This is a genomic window from Amycolatopsis sp. NPDC057786, from assembly GCF_042797905.1.
GTDB lineage: Bacteria > Actinomycetota > Actinomycetes > Mycobacteriales > Pseudonocardiaceae > Amycolatopsis.
The window spans coordinates 1-13,838 of sequence record NZ_JBHVKW010000155.1; the positions used below are offsets into that span (position 1 = coordinate 1).

Annotated in this window: 6 protein-coding genes; 4 read left to right on the forward strand and 2 right to left on the reverse strand. The window is 70.2% G+C overall.

Translation table 11 applies throughout. The features are described 5' to 3' along the window. Window positions 1–51 precede the first annotated feature (51 nt). Window positions 52–1,176, reverse strand: coding sequence for a serine hydrolase domain-containing protein (locus tag ACFVM3_RS40120; protein WP_378445015.1), 1,125 nt, complete (start codon window positions 1,174–1,176; stop codon window positions 52–54). A gap of 92 nt (window positions 1,177–1,268) precedes the next feature. After that, a complete protein-coding gene (locus ACFVM3_RS40125) occupies window positions 1,269–2,969 on the reverse strand; it encodes a fatty acyl-AMP ligase (RefSeq protein ID WP_378445016.1) in 1,701 nt (566 codons plus the stop codon). A gap of 272 nt (window positions 2,970–3,241) precedes the next feature. On the opposite strand from ACFVM3_RS40125, the gene ACFVM3_RS40130 reads away from it, so the two are divergent. From ACFVM3_RS40130 to ACFVM3_RS40145, 4 genes are all read left to right on the forward strand, one after another. After that, window positions 3,242–4,642, forward strand: coding sequence for a class I adenylate-forming enzyme family protein (locus ACFVM3_RS40130; protein ID WP_378445017.1), 1,401 nt, complete (start codon window positions 3,242–3,244; stop codon window positions 4,640–4,642). Continuing rightward, window positions 4,642–5,568, forward strand: coding sequence for an ACP S-malonyltransferase (locus tag ACFVM3_RS40135; RefSeq protein WP_378445018.1), 927 nt, complete (start codon window positions 4,642–4,644; stop codon window positions 5,566–5,568). The genes ACFVM3_RS40130 and ACFVM3_RS40135 overlap by 1 nt, the downstream gene beginning before the upstream one ends. Further along, window positions 5,565–12,071 (forward strand): SDR family NAD(P)-dependent oxidoreductase, encoded by a 6,507-nt coding sequence (locus ACFVM3_RS40140; RefSeq protein ID WP_378445020.1) that lies wholly within the window; start codon window positions 5,565–5,567, stop codon window positions 12,069–12,071. Before ACFVM3_RS40135 ends, ACFVM3_RS40140 begins: the two co-directional genes overlap by 4 nt. Before the next feature lie 31 nt (window positions 12,072–12,102). Then, window positions 12,103–13,838 (forward strand): type I polyketide synthase (locus tag ACFVM3_RS40145; RefSeq protein ID WP_378445019.1); only part of this gene is annotated, 1,736 nt, incomplete at its 3' end.

Sequence of the window (13,838 nt, forward strand, 5' to 3'; positions counted from 1 at the left end):
GCCACGTTCGGGAGCGAGTCCCGAACGTGGCTTCGCGACGTCGGTGACCGGTCAGCCGCAGAACTCGGCGAGCATCGCGCGGAACACGGCCGAACGCGCGGTGTCGGAGGACAGGTTCGTGGTGACACCGACCGTGATCTGCCTGGTGCCGTCGGAAGTCCGCATGCTCCAGGTGTTGTAACCCGGCACCGAACCGTTGAAGCCCCATGCCTCCGGTGCGGCGCATCCCTGCGGGAGCCGGAGCCGCATGACGCCGAGGCCCGAGTCCAGCCCGGGAACGCTGCTGGGCACGGTCTTGCGCATCTCGGCCAGCTGCGCCGCGGGGAAGAGCTTGCCGGCGAACAGGGCGCCGTAGAACCGGTTCAGATCGTCGGTGGTGGAGATCAGGTTCCCGGAACCCCAGAACCGCGACATCTCGTAGTCGGTGACGTCGGTCAGCGGCGCATCGGGACCGTAGAGCTGTTCGTAACCACGGGCGGCCGCGTGGTGGACGAAGGGATAGCGGTACGGGAGGGAGCTGTCCCGCATCCCCGCCCGGTCGAGAACCCGTCGCTGCAGCACGGAATTCAGCCCGTCACCCGTGAGGTTCTCGACGAGTTTCCCGAGCACGGCGTAGTTGGTGTTGGAGTACACCATGCCCTGGCCGGGCGGGAAGGCCAGCGGCTTGCCCTCGGTCCCCTTCCGGATGGTCTCCTCCGGTGTCCGGTGCTGCCAGCGGGTCGTGTCGATCTCCGGAAGGCTGTTCCACCGGTCGGTCGCCGGGATCCCGCTGGTGTGCTGCAGCAACTGCCGGACGGTGATCGGTTCGGTGTACGGCAGCAGCCCGGGGAGGCGGTCCTGGACGCGGTCGTCGAGGCCGACCTTGCCCTCACCGGCCAGTTGCAGGACGACGGTGGCGACCAGGCTCTTGGTGATACTTCCCGCCCGGAAACGGCCGCGGGGGTCCGGCGCGGCGCCCGTCGTGACGTCGCCGACGCCGCTCTGGCCGTACCATCTGCCGTCCTGGTCGACCACCGCGGCGTACGCGCCGGGCGCACCGGCGGCGACGGCGTTGTCCAGCGCCTTTTGCAGGCCTTCCCTGGCCGGGGCGGCGATGGCCGGACCGGCGGCGAGTGTTCCGGAGAACAAGGCGGTGCCGGCGACGATCGCCGCCATACCGCGAAAAAGACGATTCATGCGCCTGACGCTAGGAGGCGCCCGGCGCCGGGACATCCCCCTAAAACCCCTGCCGTGTCCGGACTTCTCGCGAACGACCCCTTATCGCGAGGTCACACGAGGGCCAGCGCGGGCAGTGGCCGCCGGTCGCTGTACAGCGGGTCTAGCCGCCCCGCGCGATAGAGCTCGCGCGTCGCGCCCCGGCGGATCTTGTTGCTGGTGGTGCGCAGGATCGCGCCCCGCCGGACCAGGACGACCTGTGCCGGCTGCACGGTGAGGGCCAGCCAGAGCCGCCGCCGGACGGCGGTCACGATCGCGCGCAGTTCGGCCTGGTCGGGGCGGCCGCGGACCTCTTGGAGGATCACGATCTCCGTCCCGTCGCCCTGGACCGCGACACCGGTCTCCACCTGGGCGCCGAGTTCGGCGCGGATCTCGGTCTCGAGCCGTTGCGGCAGCAGGACACGGTCGCCGTCGTCGAGCGCGTCGGCGGTTCGGCCGAGGACGTACAACTCTCCTTCGTGGCGGACGCCGAGGTCGCCGGTGCGCAGGTAGCCGTCCTCGGTCCGGTTCGGCCCGGCGCGCCAGTAGCCGGCTCCGACGCTCGCGCCGCGAAGCTGGATCTCCCCGACGCGGCCCGCTTCGAGCGGAAGACCGGTCGCGTGGTCGGCGATGCGGAGGTCGAACGCCTTCGGCCAGCCGCAGCAGGCCAGTTCGTAGCCCTCGGCCGGGTCGTCGGTGAGCACGAACTTGCCCGCTTCCAGGGATCGCGCGTCGACGGTGCGGAACACCGGCGGGTTCCCGCCGGCGCCGCTGACGTAGACGGTCGCTTCCGCGAGGCCGTACACCGGGGTCAGCGTGCCCTCGCCGAGCCCGGCGCGCCCGAACCTGGCCGCGAACGCGCGCAGGGTGACCGGATTGACCGGTTCCGCGCCGTTGAGTGCCCAGCGCCAGCTCGACAGATCGAGGCCGTCGATCTGCTCGTCGGTGATCTTCGCCGTGCACATCCGGTAGGCGAAATCCGGCCCGGCGGACATTTCCAGCCGATAGCGGTCGATCAGCCGCAGCCAGGTGTACGGCCGCTTCAAGAAGGTCATCGGCGCCATCAGGACGCTGGTTCCGCCGAACAGCAGCGGTTGCAGCGCGATGGCGAGGCCCATGTCGTGGTAGAGCGGGGTCCAGCCGCCGAACCGGCCGGTGGAGCCGGGCCCCAGGTCGGCGAGCAGTGCTTCCGCGTTCGCGACGATGTTGGCGTGGGAGAGCAGCACACCCACCGGGTCACGGGTCGACCCCGAGGTGTACTGGATCATCGCGGTGGTGCCGTCGGCGATCCGCGGCCGCCGCCAGGAACCGGCGTCCACCTCCTCCGGCCCGTCCGTCACCAGGCAAGGGCTCGTCGTCAGTTCCCGCATTCCCGGCAGAAGCCGCGTCGTGCCCAGCATCGCCGACGGTTCGGCGTCCGAAACGATCCGTGCCAGCCGCTCGGCCTGGTAGCGATTGCCACCCGGCGCGGGAGCGGGGACCGCCACGGCGCCGGCGTACAGGCAGCCGAGGAAGGCGGTGAGGAAATCCGGTCCGTCCTGGCTCACCACGAGCACTCGCTCGCCGGGACGCACCCGCGCACCGAGCAGGACGGCCGTCCGGCGCGCCGCCCGGTCGAGTTCGCGATAGGACAGCGAAACGGCGGGTTCGGGCAGCTCCGGGTCGTCGACGAAGGCGACGGCGAGCCGGTCACCGTCCTCCTCCGCCCAGTACCGGAGCAGGTCGACGACGGTACGGGCGGGACTGGTGTCGGGAACGGAAATCGCTTCGGTCACGAGGGTGTCCTTACCGGTCGTAGCCACCGCAGCGGGTACCGCGAGGAGAAGGTGCAGCCCGTCAGTCCGCGGAAAGGCAGGAATCTCCTGCAGGCAAGGAGTACCGGCGCCGCGAGCCTGCCCTCAACCCCTAGCGCAGGAGGGAAGGCCCCTATTACCAGGAAATCCGGTGGGGTTGAGTGGGGTGGTAGGGGCGGTTAGGGGGTGAACGGGCGGCGGCTCCGTACTTAGCATCGGTTCGAACGAACCCGCCTGTCCGACGAAAGGGAGCCATGACCGCGAAGATCTTTGCGCCCGACTCGGTGCGGACGCTGGCCGAGGCCGAGCGGACGGGACTGCAGGTCGCCGCCGTCCTCGGCGAATTCGGGATCGGCGCGGGTGATCGGGTCGTGCTCAAGGCGGCCAACTCCGCCCACTACGTCACCGTCCTGCTGGGACTGGTCGAAGTGGGTGCTTCGATCGTGCTCGTGGACCAGGGTGACTCCTTGTCCCGTACCGAGGAGATCTGTCGTCTGTCCGGTGCGAAACTGTCCCTTGTCGACGATGACGCGGCGTATGGCGGTGAAGCGGTCTTCCTCGACGAGATCCACGCGGCCGCCGCGGGCGTCGTCGTCGAGGACAGGCCGGTCTCCTTCGAGCCATGGGGCGAACGACCCGACGGGCTCGTGCTGTGGACGTCGGGGTCGACCGGGACACCGAAGGGCGTCGTGAAATCCGGCGGCCGGTTCCTCCGCAATGTCGAACGGCACCTCGCCCATGTGGGGTACCGCGAGGACGACGTCATCCTCCCGCTGCTCCCGTTCGCCCACCAGTACGGGTTTTCCATGGTGCTGGCGGCTTTCGCCCTCCGCTGCTCGCTCGTCGTCGCACCGTACCGGCGGCTCGACCGTGCCCTGCGGTTCGGCGCGGTCTGCGGGACCACGGTGGTCGAGGCGACCCCGGCCACCTACCACAGCATCCTGCGCCTCGCCGCCGGACGGCCGGAGCTGCGTCAGTGCGTCGAGCGGGCGAGGATGACCTGTGCCGGCGCGGCTTCGCTGGAAAAGAGCCTGTCCGACCGCTACGTCGCCGAGTTCGGCAGGCCGCTGCTGGACAGCTACGGCAGCACGGAACTCGGCAACGTCGCCTTCGCCTCGCCGGACAACCCTGTCCACTGTGGACGACCACTCCCCGGGATCGCGCTGCGGATCGTCGGCGAGGACGGCGAGCCGCTCGACACCGCGGGCGAGGTCGGCGAGATCGAAGTGGAAAGCCCTGACGCGATGACCGGCACCATCGCGGAAGACGGCTCACTGGTTCCCTTTCCCGAAGGCTGGTACCGCACCGGTGACCTCGGCCGGATCGACGAGCACGGCAACGTCATCGTCCTCGGCCGGAAACTGGCCGTGAACCGGATGGGCTACACGATCTATCCGGAAGCGGTGGAGCGCAAGGCCGAGGAACTGGGCTGTCCGGTCAAGATCATCAGCACACCCGATGACCGCGGTGGCGCACAGTTGATCTTCTTCGTCGCCGACGATCAGCGTCGCGAGCCCCGGTACTGGCGTGACCGGTTCAGCACCGCGCTCCCGGTGTACGAGCGGCCCAACCGTGTACATGTGCTCGAAAGCTTTCCCGTGACCCGTAACGGAAAGACCGACAAGAAGAAGCTCGCCGAGCTGGCGGGCCACTGATGACCGCGATCGTCTTCCCCGGGATGGGTCCGTCGGACTTCGCGTCCGTCGGACGGTTCATGGTCCTGGACCCCTATGTGCGCAGGCGGCTGGCCGAGGCGGACGAGGCACTCGGCTACGACCTACTGGAAGCCTTCTACGGCAGCAACGACGCCTATTCCGAGTACACGCAGGTGGCCTTTCTGGTGAACTCGCTGGCACTGGCCGACCGGGCCGTGGAAGAACACGGCCTGCGGCCGGAGGTCTGTGCCGCGCCGAGTTTCGGGCAGCGGGCGGCCTCGGTCTTCACGGGTTCCCTGGGTTTCGCCGACGGCGTGCGCATGACCGCCGAACTCGCCCGCTGTGAGACCGAGTTCTTCCGTGAGCACTTCTCCGACGTCGTCACCCACACCGTGGTACGGATCCACCGATCCACAGTGGACTCTCTGCTCGACGGACTGGTAGGACGCGGTGAGTTCGCCGAATATTCGGGTTTCCTCGACGACGACTTCTTCATGGTGTCCATGCGCGAGCCGATGCTGGCGGAATTCACCGAGAGCGTTCGCGCGGCGGGCGGCTATTCGCTCGCCACGATCCGGCCGCCGGTGCACGCCCGTTCGTTCACCGGACTGCGGGAGCGGGCCGCCCGCGAAGTGCTCGACCGGTACCCGATCGAGACACCGCGGCTTCCGGTGATCGCCGACGCCACCGGCGCCGTCGTCGACTCGGCCGAAGCCATGCGCGCCATGCTGCTGGACACCTTCGACCGGCCGATCGACTGGCCGTCGGTGGTCGCGACGCTGCGCCGTCTCGAAGTGGAGCGAATCGTCTTCACCGGCCCGGACGCGCTTTTCCGGCGGTTGGACCGCACCAAACGGAACTTCACCGTGACCGGCTTCGACCCCAAAGGTGTCGTCGGCAGGCTCACGGCCCCGGTCGCCGGCTGAGCGACCCGGGATGCGATGGCACGAAAGGGGCGCCAGTGCGTGACGAACTCAACCGGGCACCGGAATTCGAGGCGCGGCACATCCTGTCGCGCCTGGTGTGCGGGCACACCGCGGAAGTGCTGGACGTGGAGTCGGTCGACCCATCGAGCGCCTTCGCGGACCTCGGGCTGGGCTCGATCGCCGCGGTGGACCTGCATCGGCGGCTGACCGCGGCGACCGGTCTCGAGTTGCCGGTGACGATGGTGTTCGACCACCGCACCCCGCGGGCGCTCGCCGACGAGCTGTACGCGCAGCTCTCCGGCACGCCGCTGGACGCGGACGACGGTGCCACCACCGCCGCGGATCCGGCCGGGCCGATCGCCATCGTCGGGATGGCCTGTCGTCTGCCCGGCGGGATCACGTCGCCCGAACGGTTCTGGCGGCTGCTGACCGACGAGGGTGAGGTCGTCTCGGACTTCCCGGACAACCGGGGCTGGGACGTCGACGCGCTGTACGACCCGGATCCCGCCACGCCGGGCCGGACCTACACCCGGCGCGGCGGCTTCCTCCACGACGCCGGGGAATTCGACGCCGAGTTCTTCGGTATTTCGCCGCGTGAGGCGACGGCGACCGATCCTCAGCAACGATTGCTGCTCGAGGTCGCCTGGGAAGGGCTCGAACGGGCGGGGATCAGCCCGGACGGCCTGCGCGGGACCCCGGTCGGGGTGTTCACCGGAATCGAGAACCAGGAGTACGGTCCCGGCCTGCAGCACGTCGGCTCGGGGCTGGAAGGCCATCTGCTGACCGGGACCGCCGCGAGTGTCGCGTCCGGCCGGATCGCCTACACCCTGGGGCTGGAGGGCCCGGCGATCACCGTGGACACCGCGTGCTCGTCCTCGCTGGTGGCGTTGCACCTGGCCGCGCAATCCCTTCGCCGGGGTGAATGCGACCTCGCACTGGCGGGTGGGGCCGCCGTGATGTCCAGCCCTGGCGGGTTCCTGTCCTTCTCCCGGCAGCGCGGGCTTTCGGCGGACGGTCGTTGCCGGGCGTTCTCCGCGGACGCCGACGGAACGGGCTGGTCCGAAGGAGCCGGGGTACTGGTCGTCGAGCGGCTCTCGGACGCGATCGCCAACGGGCACCGGGTCTTGGCCGTGCTGCGCGGTTCGGCGGTCAACTCCGACGGAGCGTCGAACGGGCTCACCGCGCCCAGCGGTTCCGCGCAGCGGCGCGTCATCCGGAGCGCGATGGCCGACGCGGGGATGACCGCCGCCGACGTCGACGCGGTGGAGGCACACGGCACGGGCACGAAACTCGGTGACCCGATCGAAGCGCGGGCACTGCTGGCCACCTACGGCCGTGACCGCGACCGTCCACTTTGGCTCGGTTCGGTCAAGTCGAACGTCGGCCACGCCCAGGCCGCGGCCGGGGTGATCGGCGTGATCAAGATGGTACTGGCGCTGGAACACGGCTTCCTGCCGAAAACCCTGCACGTCACCGAGCCCACCCCGCACGTCGACTGGTCGGCGGGCGAGGTCCGCCTGCTGACCGAAGCCGTCCCGTGGCCGGAAACGGACCGGCCGCGGCGCGCGGCCGTCTCGTCGTTCGGCGTGAGCGGCACCAACGCGCACGTCATCATCGAGGGGCTCACCACCCAGGTGGACGAACCGTCCGAAGCGGACGTCGCCGGTCCGTTGCCCTATGTCCTTTCCGGCAGTGGCCCGGCCGGGTTGCGCGCGCAGGCGCGGAAGCTGGCCGACTTCCTCGACGGGCGAAAGGAATCCCGGGCGGCCGACATCGCCTACTCGCTCGCGACGACGAGAGCGTGGCTCGCCGAACGCGCGGTGGCCGTGGCCGGCGACCGTGGCTCCCTGGTCGCCGCCTTACGCGAGTTCGCGGAGCAGGGCTCGGCTCCCGGCGTCGTGACCGGCGGCCCGGCCGAGGGCGGGCTCGCGGTGATGTTCACCGGGCAGGGCAGCCAGCGGCTCGGGATGGGACGCGAGCTCTACCAGCGTTTCCCGGTGTTCAAACAGGCTTTCGACGACTCCTGTGCCGCACTGAACGCCTTCCTCGACCGGCCTCTGCGGGCCCTCGTCTTCGGCGACGACGCCGCGCTGCTCGATCGCACGGAGTACACCCAGCCCGCCCTGTTCGCCTTCGAGGTGGCGCTGTTCCGGCTGATCGAAGCACTGGGTGTCCGGCCGGACTTCCTACTGGGCCACTCGATCGGCGAACTGGCGGCCGCGCACGTGGCCGGCGTCTTCTCGCTGGCCGACGCGGCCCTGTTGGTCGCCCACCGCGGCCGTCTGATGCAAGCGCTGCCCGAGGGCGGCGCGATGGCCGCGATCGAAGCGACCGAAGCGGAGATCCTTCCGTTCCTCACCGAAGGGATCGCGCTCGCGGCCGTCAACGGCCCGCGGTCGGTGGTCGTCTCGGGTGACGAGGCACCCGTGCTCGACCTGGTACGGATCTGGCGGGAGCGCGGCAGGCGCACCCGGCGGCTCACCGTCAGCCACGCCTTCCACTCGGCTCGTATGGAGCCGATGCTGGCCGAATTCCGCTGGGCGGCCAGGGTCATCTCCTACTCGGCACCGCGGATCCCGATCGTCTCCGACGTCACCGGACAGGTTCTCGGCACCGAGGAGATCACCTCGCCGGAGTACTGGGTGCGCCATGTCCGGGAGACCGTCCGGTTCGCCGGCGGCGTCGAACGACTCTCCGGGCTCGGGGTGTCGACGTTCTTCGAACTCGGCCCGGACGCAGTGCTCTCCGGTCTCGGGCCGGCGTGCGCGGACCAGGCGGACTTCGTCCCGGCGCTCAAGGCGGACCGGCCGGAGGTCGCCGCGCTCATGACGGCGCTCGGACGGCTGCACACGCGCGGGGTACCGCTCGACTGGGCCGCGGTCCTGCCGGATGCGACCACTGTGGACCTTCCGACGTATGCCTTTCAGCGCAAGCGGTTCTGGCTCGAAGGCCGCGACGCGGCAGGTGATGTCGCGTCGGCGGGACTCGGCGACGCCGGACATCCTCTGCTCAGCGCGATCCTCAGCGTGCCCGAATCCGGGGAGGTCGTGCTCACCGGCCGGATCTCCCGGCGGACCCGGCCGTGGCTCGCCGACCACGCGATGCTGGACACGGTGCTGTTTCCCGGGACGGCCTGGATCGAGCTGGTCACCCGCGCCGCCGAGGAAGCCGGATGCGCGCGGATCGACGACCTCACCCTCACCGCGCCGCTGGTGGTGCCGGAACGCGGTGGTGTCTCGCTCAGCGTCGTCGTGCGAGCGGCGGACGAGAACGGGACACGCGCGGTCGCGGCCTACTCACAAGGCGACGAGGGCGACGCTTGGACCTGCCACGCCGTCGGAGTCCTCGCCAGGGGCGGAGCGGTCACCCGTGCGGCGGAACCGAACTGGCCACCCGCCGACGCCGAACCGGTGGACGTCACGGACTTCTACCCGCGGCTCGCCGAAGGTGGCTACGGCTATGGCCCCGCTTTCCAAGGGTTGCGGGCGGCGTGGCGGCGCGGTTCGGAGATCTACGCGGAGGTCGCGCTTCGCGACGGCACCGACGCCGCGGGATTCGGCGTGCATCCGGCGTTGTTCGACGCGGCACTGCACGCGAGCGTCCTCACCGAGGACACCGGCGCGGTCGTGCTCCCGTTCTCCTGGCGAGGCGTCGAGATCCACCGAGTGGGCGCGTCGGCCCTGCGGGTGCGGATCGTGCCAACCGGGGACGGCGCCGTCGCGATCGATCTCTTCGACGAGACCGGTGCTCCGGTGGCGTCGGTGGAGGAGCTGGTCTCCCGGCCGGTGGATCCCTCCACCGTGCAGGGTAAAGCCGCCGACCCGCTGTACCGGATCGACTGGGCCGAACTTCCCTCGCCGGTCGCGGGCGAGGAGCCGGATCTGGTGTTCGCCACCTTCCCTCCGGTGTCCACAAGGGACGCCGAAGCCGTTTCCTCGGCGCTGGCCCGTGCGCTCGAGCTGATCCGGCGGTGGCTCGCCGAGGACCATTCCCCGGCGTCGAGGCTCGTGTTCGTGACCTCCGGCGCGGTCGACGCGGGCTCTGGCGAGCCGGTCACCGACATCGTCCACGCACCACTCTGGGGACTGGTGCGTTCGGCACAGGCGGAGAACCCGGACCAGTTCCTTCTGGTGGACGTCGACGACATGGAGGAGAGCCGAGCCCTCCTGCCCGTTCTCACCGCGTTCGGGGAACCGGAACTCCTGCTGCGCAGGGGTAGAGCGTCGGCTCGCAGGCTCGTGCGGACCGGATCCGGCACGCTCGAACCACCGGGCGGAGCTGCTTGGCGGCTCGACGCCCCGGTGCGCGGCACACTGGAGAACCTGAGCCTGGTCCCCGTCGACGAGGCGCCGCTCCCGCCGGAACACGTGCGGATCGCCGTCCGGGCGGCGGGAATGAACTTCCGCGACGTCGTCTCGCTGCTGGGAATGGCCGCGACCGCGGACGTGCTCGGCTACGAAGCGGCCGGTGTGGTCGTCGAGGTCGGCGACGGCGTGGCGGATCTCGCCGTCGGCGACCGGGTGCTGGGCCTGGTGAGCGGTGGCTTCGGACCGAGGGCGGTGGCACCGCGGGAGCACCTCGTCCCGATGCCGGAACACTGGGATTTCCCGGCCGCCGCGGCGGTGCCGCTGGTCTTCTCCACCGCCTCGTACGCCTGGGACGACCTCGCCGATGTCCAGCCGGGTCAGCGGGTGCTGGTGCACGCCGGGGCGGGTGGGGTCGGGATGGCCGCGATCGGCCTGGCGGCACGGCGGGGCGTCGAGGTGTTCGCCACGGCCAGTCCTGGCAAACACGAGGTGTTGCGGTCGCTGGGGCTGGCCGATGATCACATCGCGTCGTCGCGGGATCTGGAGTTCGCGGACAAGTTCCTGGCGGTGACCGGCGGAGAGGGTATGGACGTCGTCCTCAATTCGCTGACCGGGGAGTTCGTGGACGCGTCGCTGCGGCTTTTGCCTCGTGGCGGGCATTTCCTGGAGATGGGCAAGACCGATATCCGCGACGCGGACGAGGTCGCGGCGCAGCATCTCGGTGTGCGTTACCGGGCGTTCGATCTGATCGAAGCCGGTCCCGCGCGGATCCAGAAGCTGCTGCTGGAGATCACCGATCAACTCGGCGGCGGACTGCTGTCGCCGCCGCCCGTGCTGGCGTGGGATGTGCGGCGTGGCGTGGAGGCGTTCCGGTTCATGAGCCGGGCGAGGCATGTCGGCAAGTTGGTGTTGACGGTTCCTTCCGTGCTGGATCGGGCTGGGACCGTGCTGGTGACCGGCGGTACCGGTGGGCTCGGTGGTCTCGTGGCTCAGCATCTGGCGGCGGAGCATGGGGTCCGGAGCCTGGTGCTGACCGGTCGCCGGGGTGTCGAGCCCGAGTTCGTGGAGGAGCTGCGGGGCAGTGGGGTGTCGGTGTCGGTGGTGGCGTGTGACGTCGCGGACCGGGCGTCGATGGCCGGGGTGCTGGACGCCATCCCGGAGCTGACCGGGATCGTGCACGCGGCCGGAGTGCTGGACGACGGGTTGGTCGAGTCGTTGTCGCCGGAGCGGTTGGCCGAGGTGTTGCGGCCGAAGGTGGATGGGCTGCTGAATCTCCACGAGCTGACTCGCGGCAGGGATTTGGCGATGTTCGTCGCGTTCTCGTCCGCTGCGGCGACGTTGGGTGCCGCGGGTCAGGGTGGTTACGCGGCGGCCAACACGTTCGTGGACGCGTTGATGGAGGCGCGGCGGGCGGAAGGGTTGCCCGCGACGTCGATCGCCTGGGGACTGTGGGCGCAGCGCACCGGTATGACCGCTCATCTGTCCGATGTGGACGTCGAACGGCTGGTCCGGTCCGGCGAGGTCCCGCTGTCCACCGAGCTGGGGCTGCGGTTGTTCGACCAGGCGGTCGCTTCGCCATGGCCGTCGGTCACCGCGCTCGGCCTGGATCCGGTCAAGACGCGCTCGTCCGGCACCGTCCCGCCGGTACTGCGGGCGCTGGCGGGCCCGGCCCGGCGGCCTGCCGCGGCCACGGTGACCTCGGGACGGTCGTGGGCCGAACGGCTCACCGGGCTCGCCGCGGCGGAGCGGGAACGGTTCGTGGTGGAGGAGATCCAGCGACAGGCCGCGCAGGTGCTCGGGCATGGCGACGGCGGTGACATCGGCCAGGCCACGGCCTTCAAGGAACTCGGTTTCGACTCGCTCACGGCGGTGGAACTGCGGAACCGGCTGCAGGGGCTCACCGGCCTCCGGCTGGCGGCCACCGTGGTGTTCAACCATCCGAGTCCCCAGGCACTGGCGAGGCATCTCGTCACCGTCCTGGCGCCGGAAGAGCCGGACGTGGATCCGGCCGAGGCCCGGTTACGGGCGGCCCTGGCGAAGATCCCGCTGTCCCGGTTCGCCGAAACCGGGGTGCTGGACACCTTGCTGGCGTTGACCGGGCTCGCCGTCCCGGCACCGGCTGAACCGGGCGGGCTCGACGAACTCGACGCGGACAGCCTCATCGCGCTGGCGATGAGCGGCGAAGAACAGCAGTGAACAGCCTGACGATCCTGATGTGGAGCACACGATGACCGACGACCGCCTTGTCGACGCCCTGCGCACGTCACTGAAGGAGACCGAACGGCTCAGGCTGCAGAACCGGAGGCTCATCGCCGCCGCGAGCGAGCCGATCGCGATCGTCGGGATGGCCTGCCGGTATCCCGGCGGGGTGACCTCGCCCGAAGACCTCTGGCGGCTGGTGGCCGACGGCGTCGACGCGATGTCGCCGTTCCCCAGGGATCGTGGCTGGGATGTCGACGGTCTCTTCGATCCGGATCCGGACCGGGCGGGGACCACCTACGTCCGTGAGGGCGGCTTCCTCGATGGCGCGGGCGAGTTCGATCCGGCGTTCTTCGGTATCTCGCCTCGGGAAGCGGTGGCGATGGACCCGCAGCAGCGGCTCGTCCTCGAAACCTCCTGGGAGGCCTTGGAACGGGCCTCCCTGGACCCCTCGTCGCTCGCCGGATCGGCGACCGGGGTGTTCATGGGCGTGATCGACAACGACTACACGACCCGGCTCCGTGCCGTGCCCGACGATCTGGAGCCCTTCCTCGGCAACGGCGGGACCAGCAGCGTCGTCTCCGGCCGGGTCGCCTACACGTTCGGGCTGGAGGGGCCGGCCGTCAGTGTCGACACGGCCTGCTCCTCGTCGCTGGTGGCCCTGCATCTCGCGGTGCAGTCGCTCCGACGCGGGGAATGCACCCTCGCACTCGCGGGCGGCGTCACGATCATGGCGCACGCGGACGACTTCGTGGAGTTCTCGCGCCAGCGTGGTCTGGCGCGTGACGGCCGGTGCAAGGCGTTCGCGAATGCCGCGGACGGGACGGGGTGGGCCGAGGGTGTCGGTGTGCTGGTCGTGGAGCGGCTTTCGGACGCGCTCGCGAATGGTCATCGGGTCTTGGCGGTGGTTCGCGGTTCGGCGGTGAACCAGGACGGCGCGTCGAACGGGTTGACCGCGCCGAACGGTCCGTCGCAGGAACGCGTGATCCGTGCCGCGCTCGCGGACGCGAGCCTCGCCCCGGCGGACGTCGACGCGGTGGAAGCGCACGGGACCGGCACCAGGCTGGGTGATCCGATCGAGGCTCAGGCGTTGCTGGCCACCTACGGCCGAGAGCGCGACCGTCCTTTGTGGCTGGGGTCGTTGAAGTCCAATATCGGGCATTCGATGGCGGCGGCCGGGGTCGGTGGCGTGATCAAGATGGTGATGGCGCTGCGGAACGGGACGCTCCCGGAGACGTTGCACGTCGACGGGCCGACGGACCAGGTCGACTGGTCGGCGGGTGCGGTGGAGCTGCTGACCGAGTCCCGGCCGTGGCCGGAGGTCGAGCGGTCACGTCGGGCAGGGGTGTCTTCGTTCGGGATCAGCGGAACGAACGCGCATGTGATCCTGGAGCAGGCACCAGCGGTGGCCGGACCGGACCCCTCGCCGGAGGCCGGAGTGGTGCCGTGGGTGCTGTCGGCGAAGTCGGCCGATGCCCTGCGGGCGCAGGCCGGGCGGCTGGCGGAGTTCGTGCGCGCGCGGCCGGATCTGTCCTTTGTGGATATCGGTGCGTCGCTGGTGCGGTCGCGGGCGAGTTTCGGCCATCGCGCCGTGGTGGTCGGCGAAAGCCGGGACACGCTGCTGGAGGCGTTGACCTCCCTTGAACCCATGGCGAGTGCGGGTTCGGGTGTGGTGTTCGTGTTTCCTGGTCAGGGTTCGCAGTGGGTGGGGATGGCTCGGGAGTTGGCCGGGGTGTCTTCGGTGTTTGATCGGTCTCTTGTGGA